This window comes from Amycolatopsis sp. NPDC049252 (assembly GCF_043197175.1).
GTDB lineage: Bacteria > Actinomycetota > Actinomycetes > Mycobacteriales > Pseudonocardiaceae > Amycolatopsis.
In genome coordinates, this window is sequence record NZ_JBICSQ010000092.1 from 12,511 (window position 1) to 30,561 (window position 18,051).

Genomic DNA, 18,051 nt, shown 5'->3' on the forward strand with positions numbered 1-18,051 from the left:
GTCGTCGTGCGCGGATGGCGCGAACGGCCGGGCACCGGAATGCTGTGCCAGTGCCCCACGAGACGCCCGGCCACCAGTTGCCCGACGAAGACCGCAGCCCCCTGCACGAGCTGGCCGACGCCCACGGCATCGCCACCCGGTACGAGAACTCCGACCAGGTGTGGGTCGAGGTGGACGACGACGTCGTCGTCGCCGTGCTGCGGCAGTTCGGCGTCGACGCCACCAGCGACGACGCCGTCCAAGCCGCGCTGACGGCCGTGCGCGAAGCCCGGCCCGCGGGTGCGTTGCCGCCGACGATCGTCGTCCAGGAGGGCGCCACCCGGGCGCTCGGGATGGACGCCGAGGTCGTGCTGGAGGACGGCACGCGGCGGACCATCCAGGGTGAGCTGCCCGCCGACCTGCCGCTGGGCTGGCACCGGGTGGTCACCGCCGAGCAGGACGTCACCCTCGCCGTCGTGCCGGCGAAGCTGCCCGCCGTCCACCCCGCGTGGGGCTGGATGCTGCAGCTCTACGCCCTGCACTCGGCCGGCTCCTGGGGCATCGGCGACTACGCCGACCTCGCGACGTTCGCCGCCCGCTCCGCCGCCGAGCTCGACGCCGGGGTGCTGCTGGTCAACCCGGTCCAGGCCTTCAGCCCCGCCCACCCCGTCGAACGCTCGCCGTACTCGCCCGCGAGCCGGCGGTTCGCCAACCCGATCTACCTGAACGTCACCGCCACCGAGACGTTCGACCGAGCCGATGAGGCGACCCAGGACGCGGTCCGCTCGCTGGCCCCGGACCGCGACGGCGAACTGATCGACTACGACGCCGTCTGGACGGCCAAGCGCGCCGCGCTCGAGCTGCTCTGGCCGCACCGGGTCGAGGACCTGCCCGGCGACGCCGACCTCGAAGGCTTCGCCGTCTTCTGCGCCCTCGCCGAGCAGCACGGCGCCGACTGGCGCGACTGGCCTGTGCCGCTGCGCGACCCGGCCGGGGAAGAGGTCGCGAAGGCGCGCGAAGAGCTCAAAGAGCGCGTCGCCTTCTATGTCTGGCTCCAGCACCTCTGCCGGGTCCAGCTGGCAGCCGCCCGGACCCAGGCCAAAGAGGCCGGGATGACCGTCGGGATCGTGCACGACCTGCCGGTCGGCGTGCACCCCGGCGGGGCCGACACCTGGGCCGTGCGGGACGTCTTCGCCGCCGACGTGCGGGTCGGCGCGCCGCCGGACGCCTTCAACCAGCAGGGCCAGGACTGGAACCTCCCGCCGTGGCGGCCGGACAAGCTCGCCGAGGCCGGGTACGCGCCGTTCCGGGACGTCATCCGCGGCGTGCTGCGCTACGCCGACGGCATCCGCGTCGACCACATCGCCGGGCTCTGGCGGCTCTGGTGGATCCCGCCGGGCGAGCCCGCGCACCGCGGCACCTACGTCCACTACGACGCCGAGGCGATGGTCGGCGTGCTGGCGCTCGAAGCGCACCGCGCCGGCGCCGTGGTCGTGGGGGAGGACCTCGGGACCGTCGAGGACGTCGTCACCGAGACCATGCACGAGCGCGGCATGCTGAGCTCGGCCGTCCTGTGGTTCGAACGCGACTGGGACACCCCCGGCCACCCGTTCACGGACCCGGCCGACTGGGACCCGGACGCGATGGCCAGCATCTCCACGCACGACCTGCCGACGGTGGCCGGCTGGCTGGCCGCCGAGCACGTCCGGGTCCGCGCCGAGCTGGGGCTGCTGGACCGGGGCGTCGAGGCCGAACGTCAGGCCGCGGCGGAAGAACGTGAAGCTCTGTTCGAACTCGTTGCCCGCGAAGGGATCCCGGACGGCGACCCGGTCGTGGCGTTGCACACCCTGCTCGCGAAGGCCGCGTCACGGCTGGTGCTGACCTCTCCGGCCGACGTCGCGGGCCAGGTACGGCAGCCGAATCTGCCGGGAACCGTCGACCAGTACCCTAACTGGCGGATTCCCCTTCCCGTCAGCGTCGACGGTTTCTTCACCGCGAGGGGAGTGCGCGCCGCGGTCGCGCCGCTGGCTGCGGCGCGTCCGTTGCCCGGGTAACGGGTACACCGCTGCGCACGACCCCTGTGATGCGCGTCCGCGAGCTGCGGACGCCCCGGCACCACCCGAAGCTCGAGGAGACACCAGTGCGGCCCTGGCCAGGAACGCCCTACCCGCTCGGCGCCACCTACGACGGAGTGGGGACGAACTTCGCCCTCTTCTCCGAAGTGGCCGAGCAGGTCGAACTGTGCCTGTTCGACGGCGACGGCAACGAGACCCGGCACGCGCTCGAAGAGGTCGACGGCTTCGTCCACCACGGTTACCTGCTCAACGTCGGCCCCGGCCAGCGTTACGGCTTCCGCGTGCACGGCCCGTACGACCCGAGCCGCGGCCTGCGCTGCAACCCGAACAAGCTGCTGATCGACCCGTACGCGAAGGCCGTGTCACACGGCGTGAAGTGGGACGAATCGCTGTTCGGGTACCAGTTCGACAACCCGGAGGAGCGCAACGACGCCGACTCCGCGGGCCGCGTGCCGTATTCGCTCGTGGCGAACCCGTTCTTCGACTGGGGCAACGACCGCCAGCCGCGGCGGCCCTACAACGAGACGGTCATCTACGAGGCGCACGTCAAGGGCATGACGGTGAATCACCCGTTCGTGCCGGAGGCGCTGCGCGGCACGTACGCCGGCATGGCGCACCCCGCCGTGGTCGAGCACCTGCAGAAGATCGGCGTCACCGCGGTGGAGCTGCTGCCGGTGCACCAGTTCGTCTCCGACCACGGCCTGGAGGAGAAGGGCCTCACGAACTACTGGGGCTACAACACGATCGGGTTCTTCGCGCCGCACGACGCGTACGCGGCGATGCCCGGCGAGGGCGGCCAGGTCCAGGAGTTCAAGGGCATGGTCAAGGCCTTCCACGAGGCCGGCATCGAAGTGATCCTCGACGTGGTTTACAACCACACCGCGGAGGGCAACCACCTCGGGCCGACCCTGTCGATGCGCGGCATCGACAACGAGGCCTACTACCGCCTGGTGGAGGGGAAGCCCGAGTACTACATGGACTACACCGGTACCGGGAACTCGATGAACGTGCGCAACCCGCACACGCTGCAGCTGATCATGGACTCGCTGCGGTACTGGGTGACCGAGATGCACGTCGACGGCTTCCGCTTCGACCTCGCTTCGGCGCTGGCGCGCGAGTTCTACGACGTCGACCGGCTGTCCACGTTCTTCGACCTCGTGCAGCAGGACCCGATCGTCAGCCAGGTCAAGCTCATCGCCGAGCCGTGGGACGTCGGCCCCGGTGGGTACCAGGTCGGCAACTTCCCTCCCCTGTGGACGGAGTGGAACGGGCAGTACCGCGACACCGTCCGCGACTTCTGGCGCGGCGAGCCCTCGACGCTCGGGGAGTTCGCGTCGCGGATCACCGGCTCGTCGGACCTCTACCAGGACGACGGCCGCCGCCCGTTCGCCTCGATCAACTTCGTCACCGCCCACGACGGCTTCACGCTGCGGGACCTGGTGTCCTACAACGAGAAGCACAACGAGGCCAACGGCGAGGACGGCCGCGACGGCGCCGACGACAACCGCTCGTGGAACTGCGGTGTCGAGGGCGAGACCGACGATCCCGAGGTGAACGAGCTGCGCATCCGCCAGCAGCGCAACATGCTCGCCACGATCCTCCTGTCGCAGGGCGTGCCGATGATCCTGCACGGCGACGAGATCGGCCGGACCCAGCAGGGCAACAACAACGTCTACTGCCAGGACTCCGAGATCGCCTGGATGGACTGGGAGCTGGCCAAGGAGAACGCCGGCCTGGTCCAGTTCGTCGGCGGGCTGACGGCGTTCCGGCACCGGCACCCGGTGTTCCGCCGCCGCCGGTTCTTCCAGGGCGGCCCGGTCGGCAAGGGCGACAAGCTCGGCGACATCGCCTGGTTCACCCCGGCCGGCGAGGAGATGACCGAGCAAAACTGGGACGACGGCTTCGGCAAGGCCGTCGTGGTCTTCCTCAACGGCAAGGCGATCCCGGACCTCGACCCGCGCGGCATGCCGGTCGAGGACGACTCGTTCCTGCTCGCCTTCAACGCGCACTACGAGGACATCGACGCCACGCTGCCGGGCAACGGCTACGGCCAGGCCTGGACGGTCGTCGTCGACTCCGCGACCGGCGAGGTCGAGCCGGCGGACGCGGAGCCGATCGAAGGCGGCGGCAAGCTCACCCTGCCCGCGCGGTCGCTGATCGTGCTCCAGCGGACGGAGACGGAATGACGGTGCCGGAGTCGACCTACCGGGTGCAGCTGCGCCCGGAGTTCACCTTCGCCGACGCCGCCGGGCTGACCGGCTACCTGCGTGACCTGGGCATCGGCGCGCTCTACGCGTCGCCGGTGCTGGACGCGACGCCGGGCTCGACCCACGGCTACGACGTCGTCGACCCGACCCGCGCGCGGCCCGAGCTGGGCGGCGAGCAGGCCCGTCAGGACCTCTCGAAGAAGCTGAAGGAAGCCGGGCTCGGCCTGGTCGTCGACATCGTGCCGAACCACATGTCGGTCGAGACGCCGAAGGTGAACCGCTGGTGGTGGGACGTGCTCACGCACGGCCGCGACTCCGAGCACGCCGCGTTCTACGACGTCGACTGGGACCGCGGCCCGATCCTGCTGCCGGTCCTGGGCGACGACGACGCGGTGAGCGAACTGACTGTGGAAGGCGACGAGCTCGTCTACTACGACCACCGGTTCCCGATCGCGCCCGGCACCGGTGACGGCACGCCGCAGGAGGTCCACGAGCGCCAGCACTACCGGCTCGTCGGCTGGCGGCGCGGCAACGCGGAGCTGACCTACCGGCGGTTCTTCGACATCACCAACCTGGCCGCGGTCCGCGTCGAGGACCCGGTGGTGTTCGCCGAGACGCACGGCGAGGTGCTGCGCTGGGTCGCCGACGGCGACGTCACCGGCCTGCGCGTCGACCACCCGGACGGCCTCGCCGACCCGGGCGGCTACTTCCGGCGGCTGCGGGAGAACGCGCCCGGCGCGTGGATCGTCGCGGAGAAAATCCTGCACCCGGGTGAGCCGCTGCCGCAGAGCTGGCCGGTCGACGGCACCACCGGGTACGACGCCCTGCGCGAGATCGCCGGCGTGTTCGTCGACCCGGCGGCCGAGCCCGCCTACACCGCGCTGGCGGACGAGCTCGGCGTCCGGACCGGTTACCACGACGTCGAGGCCGAGGCCCGGCGCCTGGTCACCGACCGGATCCTGGTCGCCGAGGTCCGGCGGATCGCGGCGCTGCTGCGCCACGAGAACACCGAGGCCGCCCGGGAAGCCGTCGCCGAGACCATGGTGGCGTTCCCGGTCTACCGCTCCTACCTGCCCGAAGGCGAGCAGCACTGGGCGACGGCGATCGCCGCGGCCCGGGAAGCCCGCCCGGATCTCGGCGACGCGCTCGACGCCCTCGACGCGCAGGTGCGGGCCGAACCCGGCGGAGAGCTGGCCACGCGGATCCAGCAGACGTCCGGCATGGTCGTCGCGAAGGGCACCGAGGACACCACCTTCTACCGCTACACCCGGTTCGCCGCGCTCAACGAGGTCGGCGGCAACCCGGACCGGTTCGGCCTGGACGTCGAGGAGTTCCACCGCCTCGCCGCCGCGCGCGACGCCGGTTACCCGGCCGCGATGACGACGCTGACCACCCACGACACCAAGCGGTCCGAGGACACCCGGGCCCGCGCGTCGGTGCTGGCGGAGCTGCCCGGCGAGTTCGCCGACGCCGTCCGCCGCTGGACCGCGCGCCGCAGGATCGACGAGCCGTCGCTCAACCTGCTGGCCTGGCAGACGCTGGTGTCGACCTGGCCGATCGAGCCGCCCCGGCTGCGGGACTACCTCGACAAGGCGGCCAAGGAAGCCAAGCTCCGCACCAGCTGGACCGATCACGACGAGGAGTTCGAAAAGGCCGTCGCGGCCTGGCCGGACGACGTCATGGGCGACGCCGAGCTGGCCGCCGACATCGCCGGGTTCGTCGGCCGGATCGAGGGCCCGGGCTGGAGCAACTCGCTCAGCCAGAAGCTGGTGCAGCTGACCGCGCCGGGCGTCCCGGACGTCTACCAGGGCACCGAACTGTGGGACTTCTCGCTGGTCGACCCGGACAACCGCCGTCCGGTCGACTACGCGGCCCGCCGCGAGATCCTGGCCCGCGTCGTCGAGGGCGAGCAGCCGGCGATCGACGCCTCGGGCGCCGCGAAGCTGCTGGTGACGCACAAGGCGCTGAAGCTGCGCCAGGAGCACCCCGCGCTGTTCCACGGCTACCGCCCGCTGCGCGCCGAGGGGGCCGCCGCGGACCACGTGCTGGCCTACACCCGCGGCCCCGGCCTGGTCGTGGCCGTGACCCGCCTGCCGATCGGCCTCGCCAAGGCCGGCGGCTGGCGCGACACCGTGCTGCCGCTGCCCGACGGCGTCTGGACCGACGTCCTGACCGGCCGCGACGCCACCCCGGAGCTGGCCACGCTGTTCGACCGCTACCCCGTCGTGTTGCTGGTGCGAGGAGACGCATGACGTTCACCGTGTGGGCCCCGTCAGCGGAGCGCGTCCGCGTCCGGGTCGACGCCGACGTGCACGAGATGACCCGCGGCGACGGCGGCTGGTGGTCCGCCGAGGCCGAGGGGATCAACTACGCCTTCCTGATCGACGACTCGAGCGAGCCGCTGCCGGACCCGCGGTCGCGGTGGCAGCCGCACGGGGTGCACCAGGAGTCGCGCGTCTACGACCACGCGGAGTTCTCCTGGACCGACGACGCCTGGCACGGGCGGCAGCTCGCCGGCGGCGTCGTCTACGAGCTGCACATCGGCACGTTCACCTCCGGCGGCACCTTCGACGCGGCCATCGACCGGCTCGACCACCTGGTGGAGCTGGGGATCACGCACGTCGAGCTGCTGCCGGTGAACTCCTTCGACGGCACCGCGGGCTGGGGCTACGACGGCGTGCTCTGGGGCGCGGTCCACGAGCCCTACGGCGGCCCGGACGGGTTCAAGCGGTTCGTCGACGCCGCCCACGCGCGCGGCCTGGCCGTCGTGCTCGACGTCGTCTACAACCACCTCGGGCCGTCGGGGGCCTACCTCGACCGGTTCGGGCCGTACTTCGCCGGGCAGAACGACTGGGGCCCCGGCCTCAACCTCGACGGGCCGGGTTCGGACGAGGTCCGCCGCTACGTCGTCGACAACGCGCTGGCCTGGTTCCGCGACTTCCACGTCGACGCCCTGCGCCTGGACGCCGTGCACGCGCTGCTCGACCGGCGCGCCACCCACCTGCTCGAACAGCTGGCCGTCGAGGTCGAGACGCTGTCGGCGGGGCTGAACCGGCCGCTGACGCTGATCGCCGAGTCCGACCTGAACGACCCGAAGCTGGTGACGCCCCGCGAGCGCGGCGGGTACGGCCTGCACGCCCAGTGGTCGGACGACTTCCACCACGCGATGCACGTCCGGCTGACGGGGGAGGACTCCGGCTACTACGCGGACTTCGCCGCGCCGGGCGCGCTGACCAAGGTCCTGCGCGAGGTGTTCTTCCACGCCGGGACCTGGTCGTCGTTCCGGGAGCGGACCCACGGCCGCCCGGTCGACACCCGGACCGTGCCGGGCCACCGCTTCCTCGGCTACCTGCAGGACCACGACCAGATCGGCAACCGCGCGACGGGCGACCGGCTGTCGGCCACGGTGTCGCCGGGGCGGCTGGCCTGCGGCGCGGCGATCCTGTTCTGCTCGCCGTTCACGCCGATGGTGTTCATGGGGGAGGAGTGGGCGGCGAGCACGCCGTGGCAGTTCTTCGCCTCCTTCCCGGACCCCGAGCTGGCCGAGGCCGTCCGCACCGGACGCCGTCGCGAGTTCGCCCGGCACGGCTGGGGCGAGTCCGACGTCCCCGACCCGATGGACCCGGCGACGGTCGAGCGCTCGAGGCTCGACTGGGCCGAGGTCGAGCGCCCGGGCCACCGGGAGATGCTCGAGCTGTACCGGACGCTGATCCGGCTGCGCCGCGAGCGGCCCGAGCTGGCCGACCCGTGGACGCCGGACCTGCGCGTCGACGCCGCCCCGGACAGCTCCTGGCTGGTGCTGCACCGCGGCGGGCTGCGGCTGGCCTGCAACTTCGGCCCGGGCGACGTCACGCTCCCGCTCGGGGCCACGAAGGAGCTGCTCACCTGGGGCGAGGCCACCGTGGACGGTGGGGCCGCGCACCTGCCGCCGGAGACGTTCGTCCTGGCCGGCACGAACTGACGCGCGCACTCGCCCCTCGATCTGGGACGATTCAGGAATGGCTACCCGACCCTCCGCCGACCACGTCCTCGCCGGACGCCCGTTCCCGCTCGGCGCCCACCCGGAGGCGGGCGGGGTCCGGTTCGCCATCACCTCGGCCGTCGCGGACGCCGTCGAGCTGTGCCTGATCGACTCCGACGGGTCCGAGCGCCGGATCGCGCTCACCGAGCGCACCTTCGGCGTCTGGCACGGCCTGGTCCCCGGGGTGACCCCCGGGCAGCGCTACGGCTACCGCGTCCACGGCCCCTACGACCCGGCCCGCGGCCTGCGCTGCAACCCGCACAAGCTGCTGCTCGACCCGTACGCCCGGCAGATCACCGGCGGCCTCACCGACCTGGCCGCGGCCCAGGGCTTCACCGGCGACCCGGACCGCGGCCCGATGTCCACAGTGGACTCACTGGGCAGCGTGCCGCTGTCGGTCGTCACCTCGCCCGGCGGCCCGGACACCGGGGCCCACCCGGAGGTGCCGTTCGAGGAGGCGGTGATCTACGAGCTGCACGTCAAGGGGTTCACCCAGCAGCACCCGTTCATCCCCGAGGCGCTGCGCGGCACCTACCTCGGCCTGGCCCACCCGGTGGCCATCGAGTACCTGACCCGGCTCGGCGTCACCTCGGTGGAGCTGCTGCCGGTGCACTCGTTCCTCGACGAGCCGTCCCTGGTCCGCGCCGGACGGCACAACTACTGGGGGTACTCGCCGCTCGGCTTCTTCGCGCCGCACGCCGCCTACGCCAGCGAGCCCGGCCACGAGGTCGAGGAGTTCCGGCTGATGGTGGCGGCGCTGCACGCGGCCGGCATCGAGGTGATCGTCGACGTCGTGTTCAACCACACCTGCGAGGGCGGCCCGGACGGCCCGACGCTCAGCTTCCGCGGCCTCAACGCGCCGGTCTACTACCTGCACACCGACCGCGGGCACATGGCCGACATCACCGGCTGCGGCAACACGCTGGAGGCCGGCTCGCCGACCGTGGTCCGGCTGGTGACCGACTCGCTGCGCTACTGGACGCAGGAGCTCGGCGTCGACGGCTTCCGGTTCGACCTGGCCAGCACCCTCGGCCGGCCGCGCGGCGGCGCGTTCGACCCCGCCTCGACGCTGCTCACGGCGATCACCACCGACCCGGTGCTCTCGCGCTGCAAGCTGATCGCCGAGCCGTGGGACGCGACCGGCGAGGGCTACCGCGTCGGCGGCTTCGGCGCCCAGTGGGCGGAGTGGAACGGCCGCTACCGCGACACGATCCGGGACTTCTGGCGCGGCGCGACCGGGGTCCGCGACCTGGCCTACCGGCTGTCCGGTTCGTCGGACCTGTACGACCACAACCTGCGCCGGCCGTGGCAGTCGATCAACTTCATCACCGCCCACGACGGCTTCACGCTGCGGGACCTGGTGTCCTACAACGAAAAGCACAACGAGGCCAACGGCGAGGACAACCGCGACGGCACCAACGACAACCGCTCGTGGAACCACGGGGCGGAAGGGGAGACGGGCGACCCGGAGATCCGCGCCCTCCGGACCCGGCAGGCCCGCAACCTGTTCGCGACGCTGCTGCTGTCCACCGGCACCCCGATGCTCACCGCGGGTGACGAGTTCTGGCGCACCCAGCACGGCAACAACAACGCCTACTGCGTCGACGACGAGACCTCCTGGTTCGACTGGACCCCGGATGACCCGGAGGCCGAGACGATGCTCGCGTTCGCCCGCCGCGTCGTCCGGCTGCGAGCGAACAGCCCGGCGCTGCGGCAGCCGGAGTTCTTCGAAGGCCGGACCACGCCGACCGGCAAGCCGGACCTGGTCTGGTTCCGCCCCGACGGCGAGGAGTTCGGCGAGAGCGACTGGTTCGCCGACCGCCGCACGCTCGGCATGTGGATCGACGGCTCGAACAGCCAGGCCCGCAACCGCGAGGGCGCCCTGGTGCCCGACCACTCGTGGCTGCTGTGGCTGCACGCCGGCGACGAGGCGGCGGAGGTCGTGCTGCCCGGCCGCGAGTACGGCGAGACGTTCAAGCCGACCCTCGACACGAGCACCGGCGACGGCAGCCCGGCGTACCTCGGGCCGCTGGAGCCCAAGAGCCGGGTGACGCTGCAGTCGCGTTCGCTCCTGCTGCTGCGGGCGCCGCGCCTGGCGGCGGAGCCCCCGGCGGAAACCTACTGACGCGTACCACCGTCCGGGCGTAACCCGCCGGACATCCGCCGGGAACCTTTGCCGGCAAAGCGTTTCACTCGAACGAGTCTGGGTACTGAACAAGGGAGACCTGCCTCGATCGTGCGTGATCGAGTCGGGCAGACTGACGACGCCTACGTCCGCACCCACAGATCGAGGGGCGTTGCCCATGACCGGCCGGCTCGGTATCGACGACGTCTCCCCCAGCGTGAGCTGCGGCCGGTATCCGGCCAAAGCCGTTGTGGGGGAACACATTCCCGTCACCGCGACGGTCTGGCGCGAGGGCCACGATGCCGTCGCGGCCACCGTTGCGTGGCGGGGTCCCGGCGACCGCCTGACGCGCCAGGCGCGGATGGTGCCGCGCGGCCCCGACCACCCGGACGAGTTCGCCGCGGTGATCGTCCCCGACACCACCGGGCTCTGGACCTACCGGATCGACGCGTGGAGCGATCCCTGGGCGACGTGGGAACACGCCGTCGAGGTGAAGGTCGCCGCCGGGCAGGGGCCCGAGGACCTGGCCAACGACATCGAGAACGGCGCCCGGCTGCTGGAGCGCGTCTCCCGCCGGCCGGACCGCCGGGCCGAAAAGGGGCTCCTCACCGGCGCGGTCGTCGCGCTGCGCAACGAAGAGCTGAGCCTCGCCGAGCGCGTCGGGCCCGCGCTGTCGCCGGAGATCCGCCAGCTGATGCACGAGTTCCCGGTGCGCGAGCTGATCACCAAGGGCAAGCCGCTCAAGCTGTGGGTCGACCGCAAGCGCGCCGCCTTCGGGTCCTGGTACGAGCTGTTCCCGCGCTCCACCGGCGGTCTCGACGCCGAGGGCAAGGCCGTGCACGGCACGTTCACCACCGCCGCGGCCGCGCTCGACCGGGTCGCGAAGATGGGCTTCGACGTCGTCTACCTCCCGCCGATCCACCCGATCGGCCGAGTGAACCGCAAGGGCCCCAACAACACCCTCGACGCCACCCCGGACGACGTCGGCTCGCCGTGGGCGATCGGCGCCGACGAGGGCGGGCACGACGCCATCCACCCGGAGCTGGGCACCTTCGACGACTTTGACGCCTTCGTGGCCCGCTCGGAGGAGCTCGGCATGGAGGTGGCGCTCGACTTCGCGCTGCAGGCCGCGCCCGACCACCCGTGGGTCCTGAAGAACCCGGAGTTCTTCACCACCCGGCCGGACGGCTCGATCGCGTACGCGGAGAACCCGCCGAAGAAGTACCAGGACATCTACCCGATCAACTTCGACAACGACCCCAAGGCCGTCTACGAGGAGATGCTGCGGGTCGTCAACGTCTGGGTCGACCACGGGGTCAAGATCTTCCGGGTCGACAACCCGCACACCAAGCCGCCGGACTTCTGGGCCTGGCTGATCCAGTCGGTGAAGGACGCCCACCCGGACGTCCTGTTCCTGGCCGAGGCGTTCACCCGTCCGGCCCGGCTGTGGGGCCTGGCCCGGCTCGGTTTCACCCAGAGCTACACGTACTTCACCTGGCGGACCGGCAAGCAGGAGCTGATCGACTTCGCCGTGGACCTGCGGGACCACTGGAACGAGGGCCGGCCGAACCTGTTCGTCAACACCCCGGACATCCTCCACGAGTCGCTGCAGCGCGGCGGCCCCGGCATGTTCGCGCTGCGGGCCGCGCTCGCCGCGACGATCGCGCCGACGTGGGGCGTCTACTCGGGCTACGAGCTGTTCGAGCACGTCCCGGTCCGCGACGGCAGCGAGGAGTACCTCGACTCCGAGAAGTACCAGCTGCGCCCGCGCGACTTCGACCGCGCCCTCGCCGAGGGACGGTCGCTGGAGCCGTGGATCGCGAAGCTGAACGCCGTCCGCCGCGCGCACCCGGCGCTGCAGCAGATGCGCACCCTGCACTTCCACCACGTCGACAACGACGCGCTGCTGGCCTACTCCAAACAGGACCCGGCCACCGGTGACACGGTGGTCACCGTCGTGACCCTCGACCCGTTCGGGCCGCAGGAGGGCACGTTGTGGCTCGACACGGGCGCACTCGGCTTCGAAGCGCACGAGCGGCTGATCGCGCACGACGAGGTCACCGGGGACACGTGGGACTGGGGCCAGGCCAACTTCGTCCGGCTCGAACCGTGGCGGGCCGTGGCCCACGTGGTGTCGGTCCGGCGGCGGCTGGCCGGGTAGCAGGGAAGGAACGGATCGAGGGACTGAGGTGGAACACATGGCGGAGGAAGCCCGCCCCGACGCGGCACTCGGGCTCGAGGGTGTGCCGCACACCGGTGAGGCGATGACGGCCGACGGGATGCTCGTCGAACCCCAGGCCGAGGACTTCCGCTCGGCGCAGCAGGCGCCCAGCAACCCGGAGTGGTTCAAGGGCGCGGTGTTCTACGAGGTGCTGGTGCGCGCGTTCGCCGACTCCAACGGCGACGGCACCGGCGACCTGCGCGGCCTGGCCGGCCGCCTGGACTACCTGGCGTGGCTCGGCATCGACTGCCTGTGGCTGCCGCCGTTCTACGCGTCGCCGCTGCGCGACGGCGGCTACGACATCAGCGACTTCCGCGCGGTGCTGCCGGAGTTCGGCAGCGTCGAGGACTTCGTCTTCCTGCTCAACGAGGCGCACCGGCGCGGCATCCGCGTGATCACGGACCTGGTGCTCAACCACACCTCGGACGCGCACCCGTGGTTCCAGCAGTCGCGCCAGGACCCGGACGGCCCGTACGGCGACTACTACGTGTGGAGCGACGACGACTCCCGCTACGCCGACGCGCGGATCATCTTCGTCGACACCGAGTCGTCCAACTGGACCTACGACCCGGTGCGCGGCCAGTTCTACTGGCACCGGTTCTTCTCCCACCAGCCGGACCTCAACTTCGAGAACCCCGACGTCCAGAACGCGATGATCGACACCCTGCGCTTCTGGCTCGACCTGGGCATCGACGGGTTCCGCCTCGACGCCGTGCCGTACCTGTTCGAGCAGGAGGGCACCAACTGCGAGAACCTGCCGCGCACGCACGAGTTCCTCAAGCGCTGCCGCAAGGTCGTCGACGACGAGTACCCCGGGCGGATCCTGCTGGCCGAGGCGAACCAGTGGCCTTCGGATGTCGTGGAGTACTTCGGCGACCCGGCGGTCGGCGGCGACGAGTGCCACATGGCGTTCCACTTCCCGCTGATGCCGCGGATCTTCATGGCCGTGCGCCGCGAGTCGCGGTTCCCGATCTCGGAGATCCTCGTCCAGACGCCGCAGATCCCCGACGGCACGCAGTGGGGCATCTTCCTGCGCAACCACGACGAGCTGACCCTCGAGATGGTCAGCGACGAAGAGCGCGACTACATGTACGCGGAGTACGCCAAGGACCCGCGCATGAAGGCGAACATCGGCATCCGCCGCCGGCTCGCGCCGCTGCTGGAGAACGACCGCAACCAGCAGGAGCTCTTCACCGCGATGCTGCTTTCCCTCCCGGGTTCGCCCGTTCTGTACTACGGTGACGAGATCGGCATGGGAGACAACATCTGGCTCGGTGACCGCGACGCGGTGCGCACACCCATGCAGTGGACCCCGGACCGCAACGCCGGGTTCTCCGCCTGCGACCCGGGCCGGATCTACCTCCCGGTGATCATGGACCCGGTTTACGGCTACCAGGGCCTGAACGTCGAAGCGCAGTCCAACAACGAATCCTCCCTGCTCAACTGGACCCGCCGGATGATCGAGGTGCGCAAGCAGCACCACGCCTTCGCGCAGGGCGAGTTCGTCGACCTCGGCGGCTCCAACCCGAGCGTGCTGGCCTACAAGCGCCAGTGGCGGCGCCCGGACGGCGGGGAGGACGTGGTGCTCTGCGTCAACAACCTGTCCCGGTTCCCGCAGCCGGTGGAGCTGGACCTGTCGGCGCACCGCGGGTGCGTCCCGGTCGAGCTGACCGGCGGCGTGCGCTTCCCCGGCATCGGGGAGCTGTCCTACCTGCTGACGCTGCCGGGGCACGGCTTCTACTGGTTCCAGCTGACGACCCCGGGAGACGAAGGCGAAGCGAGGTGAGTTCCGTGTCCGAGACCAGTGAGCTGGTCGACGCACTGACCGGCGATCTGGCCCGATGGCTGCCCGAACAACGCTGGTTCGCCGGCAAGGACCGGCCGGTGACCGGTGTCCGGACGCTCGGCGTGACCGAGCTGGTCGAGGGTGACCCCCAGCTGCTGCACGTGGTGGTGGAGGTGACCCAGGACGACCGGCGCGAGCCCTACCAGCTGCTCGTCGGCCGCCGGACGCACCCGCCGGAGATCGCGAGCGGCAGCTGGATCGTCTCCGGCGGCGAGCTGAGCGCCTACGAGGCGTCCGCGGACGCGGACCTCACCGGGGTGCTGCTCGACCTGATGGCGAGCGAGGGGCACGTCGGCGTGCTCGGCTTCGGGCACGAGCCCGGCGTCGAGCTGGAGACCGGGCTGCGCGCCCGGCCGATCTCGTCGGAGCAGAGCAACACCTCGCTGGTCTACGGCGGGCAGTACATCCTCAAGCTGTTCCGCAAGCTGACCCCGGGCCAGAACAAGGACCTGGTGCTGCACCGGGCGCTGCAGAAGGTCGGCAGCAAGCACATCGCGCAGCCGCTGGGCTCGATCACCGGCGACCTGGACGGCGAGCCGACCACGGTCGGCATGCTCCAGCAGTTCATCCCGGACGCCGTCGACGGCTGGGCGATGGCCACCACCAGCGTCCGTGACCTGATGGCCGGCCCGGAGCGGCACGCCGAGGAGGTCGGCGGCGACTTCGCCGGCGAGGCCGAGCGGCTGGGCCGCGCGGTCGCCGAGGTGCACGCGGACCTGGCCGAGGCGCTCGGCACCGAGGGGGTCGACGCCGACGAGCTGGACCGCACGATGAAGGCGATGATCGCGCGGCTGGACACCGTCGCCGGGCGGGTCCCGGAGCTGGCCGAGCACGCGCCGGCGCTGCGGGCGTCGTTCGAGACGCTCCGGGCGCTGCCCGCCGACTCGGTCTCGATGCAGCCCATCCACGGCGACCTGCACCTGGGCCAGGTGCTGCGCACGGTCACCGGCTGGTTGCTCATCGACTTCGAGGGCGAGCCGGCGGCCCCGGTCGAGGAGCGGCACGCGCTCCGGTCGCCGTTGCGCGACGTGGCGGGCATGCTGAGGTCGTTCGACTACGCCGCCCAGCAGATGCTGGTCGGGCAGCCGGACGACCCGGAGCTCGTCGAGCGGGCGCAGGAGTGGTCGGACCGCAACCGCACGGCGTTCTGCGAGGGTTACGCCGCGGTGGCGGCCGACCCCCGCGACCAGCGCGAGCTGCTGCGCGCGTTCGAACTGGACAAGGCGATCTACGAAGTGAGCTACGAGCACGCGAACCGGCCCGACTGGCTGGGCGTCCCGCTCGCCTCGATCGCCCGGATCATGCGGGGAGATGGGTGAAGATCGTGACAGCGGTACCGGAGAACCTCCCGGACGCGGCCCCGCCGGCCGCCGACATCGACCGGCTGCTGGCCGGCTCGCACCACGACCCGCACTCGGTGCTGGGCGTGCACGCCGTGGGCAAGGGGTTCGCGGCGCGGGCGCTGCTGCCCGGGGCCAAGGCCGTCGCACTGCGGGTGGGCGAGCACCGGTACCCGATGGAGCCGGTGATCGACGCGCTGTTCGCCGTCGCCGTCCCGGAGCACCCCGGCGACTACCGGCTGGAGGTCGAGTACGACGGCCACAGCGTCACCGCGGACGACCCGTACCGCTGGCTGCCCACGGTCGGCGAGCTGGACCTGCACCTGATCGGCGAGGGGCGCCACGAGCGGCTCTGGGAGGCGCTAGGCGCCCACCTGCGCTCCTACGACACGCCCGGCGGCGTCGTCGAGGGCACGTCGTTCGCGGTCTGGGCCCCGAACGCCCGCGGCATCCGCGTGATCGGCGACTTCAACGGCTGGGACGGGCGCGGGCACGCCATGCGCTCGCTCGGCTCGTCCGGGATCTGGGAGCTGTTCGTGCCCGGCGTCGGGGCCGGCACCTGCTACAAGTTCCGGATCCTCGGCGCCGACGGGAACTGGCAGGAGAAGGCCGACCCGATGGCGTTCGGCACCGAGCTGCCGCCCGCGACGGCGTCGGTCGTCACGCGCTCGGAGTACCGCTGGGAAGACGACGAGTGGGTCGCGCAGCGCGAGGCAACCCAGTGGGCCGCGGCGCCGATGAGCGTCTACGAGGTCCACCTCGGTTCGTGGCGCCCCGGCCTGGACTACCGCGAGCTGGCCGACCAGCTCGGCGACTACGTCCTCGAGACCGGCTTCACGCACGTCGAGCTGCTGCCGGTGTCGGAGCACCCGTTCGGTGGGTCGTGGGGCTACCAGGTGACGTCGTACTACGCGCCGACGTCCCGCTTCGGCTCGCCGGACGACTTCCGCTACTTCGTCGACCGCCTGCACCAGCGGGGGATCGGCGTGCTCGTCGACTGGGTGCCCGCGCACTTCCCGAAGGACAGCTGGGCGCTGGCGAAGTTCGACGGCACCGCGCTGTACGAGCACGCGGACCCGCGCCGCGGCGAGCAGCCCGACTGGGGCACGCTCGTGTTCGACTTCGGCCGCAACGAGGTCCGCAACTTCCTCGTCGCCAACGCGCTGTTCTGGATCGAGGAGTTCCACCTCGACGGCCTGCGCGTCGACGCGGTGGCGTCGATGCTCTACCTCGACTACTCCCGCAAGGAAGGGGAGTGGCTGCCGAACCAGTACGGCGGCCGGGAAAACCTCGACGCGGTGCGGTTCCTGCAGGAGCTGAACGCGACCGTCTACAAGCGACACCCGGGCATCGTGATGGTGGCCGAGGAGTCGACCGCCTGGCCGGGCGTCACGCGCCCGACGCACCTGGGCGGTCTCGGGTTCGGCTTCAAGTGGAACATGGGGTGGATGCACGACACGCTCCGCTACCTGTCCCACGAGCCGATCCACCGCGCCTACCACCACAACGAGATGACGTTCTCGCTGGTGTACGCCTGGAGCGAGAACTTCGTCCTGCCGCTTTCGCACGACGAAGTGGTGCACGGCAAGGGATCCCTGTGGGGCCGCATGCCGGGTGACGCCTGGAACAAGGCGGCCGGGCTGCGTTCGCTGCTGGCGTTCATGTGGGCGCACCCGGGCAAGCAGCTGCTGTTCATGGGCGGCGAGTTCGGCCAGCCGGCCGAGTGGTCGGAGGAGCGGTCGCTCGACTGGCACCTGCTGGACGAGCCGCTGCACCGCGGCGTCCAGGACCTGCTGCGGGCGCTGAACTCGGTGTACAAGTCGACGCCGGCGCTGTTCAGCCAGGACACCTCGCCGGAGGGCTTCGCCTGGATCGACGCCAACGACTCCAGCGGCAACGTGCTGAGCTTCCTGCGCATCGGCGCCGACGGCTCGCGGCTGGCGTGTGTCGCCAACTTCGCCGGCGTCCCGCACCACGACTACCGGGTCGGCCTGCCGTCCGCGGGCCGCTGGCGCGAGGTGGTCAACACCGACGCCGAGAGCTACGGCGGCTCGGGCGTCGGCAACCTGGGCGCGGTGGAGGCGACCGACTCACCCTGGCACGGCCAGCCGGCCTCGGCGGTCCTCCAGCTCCCGCCCGCGGGAGTCCTCTGGCTCACCGAAGAGACACCCCCGGCCGCGCTCGATCTCCCGTAACCGGTCGTGAGTGAGAAACAGTGTTCTAACCCTGTTTCTCAC

Annotated in this window: 9 protein-coding genes; all 9 read left to right on the plus strand. The window is 71.5% G+C overall.

What is annotated here, in order from left to right:
* Window positions 1-14: 14 nt before the first annotated feature.
* Window positions 15-2,033 carry a 4-alpha-glucanotransferase gene (gene malQ / locus ACGFMK_RS42895; protein WP_392775718.1) on the plus strand — a complete coding sequence of 673 codons (2,019 nt, stop codon included), beginning with the start codon at window positions 15-17 and terminating at the stop codon, window positions 2,031-2,033.
* A gap of 86 nt (window positions 2,034-2,119) precedes the next feature.
* Entirely contained in the window at window positions 2,120-4,240 is a 2,121-nt protein-coding gene (gene glgX, locus ACGFMK_RS42900; protein ID WP_392775743.1) for a glycogen debranching protein GlgX, read from the plus strand.
* The gene (gene treY, locus ACGFMK_RS42905) at window positions 4,237-6,513 is read left to right on the plus strand and encodes a malto-oligosyltrehalose synthase (RefSeq protein ID WP_392775721.1); all 2,277 of its coding nucleotides are present in this window, start codon (window positions 4,237-4,239) and stop codon (window positions 6,511-6,513) included. The genes glgX (ACGFMK_RS42900) and treY overlap by 4 nt, the downstream gene beginning before the upstream one ends.
* Complete coding sequence (gene treZ, locus ACGFMK_RS42910) at window positions 6,510-8,222, plus strand: malto-oligosyltrehalose trehalohydrolase (RefSeq protein WP_392775724.1); 1,713 nt, start codon at window positions 6,510-6,512, stop codon at window positions 8,220-8,222. The genes treY and treZ overlap by 4 nt, the downstream gene beginning before the upstream one ends.
* Window positions 8,223-8,259: 37 nt before the next feature.
* Window positions 8,260-10,407 (plus strand): glycogen debranching protein GlgX, encoded by a 2,148-nt coding sequence (glgX, locus tag ACGFMK_RS42915; protein ID WP_392775727.1) that lies wholly within the window; start codon window positions 8,260-8,262, stop codon window positions 10,405-10,407.
* Window positions 10,408-10,585: 178 nt separating this feature from the next.
* A complete protein-coding gene (locus ACGFMK_RS42920; RefSeq protein ID WP_392775729.1) occupies window positions 10,586-12,568 on the plus strand; it encodes an alpha-1,4-glucan--maltose-1-phosphate maltosyltransferase in 1,983 nt (660 codons plus the stop codon).
* A gap of 37 nt (window positions 12,569-12,605) precedes the next feature.
* Entirely contained in the window at window positions 12,606-14,414 is a 1,809-nt protein-coding gene (gene treS, locus ACGFMK_RS42925) for a maltose alpha-D-glucosyltransferase (protein ID WP_392775732.1), read from the plus strand.
* 5 nt (window positions 14,415-14,419) lie between these two features.
* Complete coding sequence (locus ACGFMK_RS42930; protein WP_392775735.1) at window positions 14,420-15,793, plus strand: phosphotransferase; 1,374 nt, start codon at window positions 14,420-14,422, stop codon at window positions 15,791-15,793.
* A 5-nt stretch (window positions 15,794-15,798) separates the two neighbouring features.
* Window positions 15,799-18,009, plus strand: a complete 2,211-nt coding sequence (gene glgB, locus ACGFMK_RS42935) for a 1,4-alpha-glucan branching protein GlgB (RefSeq protein ID WP_392775745.1) — start codon at window positions 15,799-15,801, stop codon at window positions 18,007-18,009.
* Window positions 18,010-18,051 lie beyond the last annotated feature (42 nt).

Excerpts from the sequence above, each read along its gene's own strand:
- treZ (WP_392775724.1), top strand. The coding sequence starts at position 6,510 with ATGACGTTCACCGTGTGGGCCCCGTCAGCGGAGCGCGTCCGCGTCCGG.
- glgX (WP_392775727.1), top strand. The coding sequence starts at position 8,260 with ATGGCTACCCGACCCTCCGCCGACCACGTCCTCGCCGGACGCCCGTTC.
- ACGFMK_RS42920 (WP_392775729.1), top strand. The coding sequence starts at position 10,586 with ATGACCGGCCGGCTCGGTATCGACGACGTCTCCCCCAGCGTGAGCTGC.
- malQ (WP_392775718.1), top strand. The coding sequence starts at position 15 with ATGGCGCGAACGGCCGGGCACCGGAATGCTGTGCCAGTGCCCCACGAG.
- treY (WP_392775721.1), top strand. The coding sequence starts at position 4,237 with ATGACGGTGCCGGAGTCGACCTACCGGGTGCAGCTGCGCCCGGAGTTC.
- treS (WP_392775732.1), top strand. The coding sequence starts at position 12,606 with ATGGCGGAGGAAGCCCGCCCCGACGCGGCACTCGGGCTCGAGGGTGTG.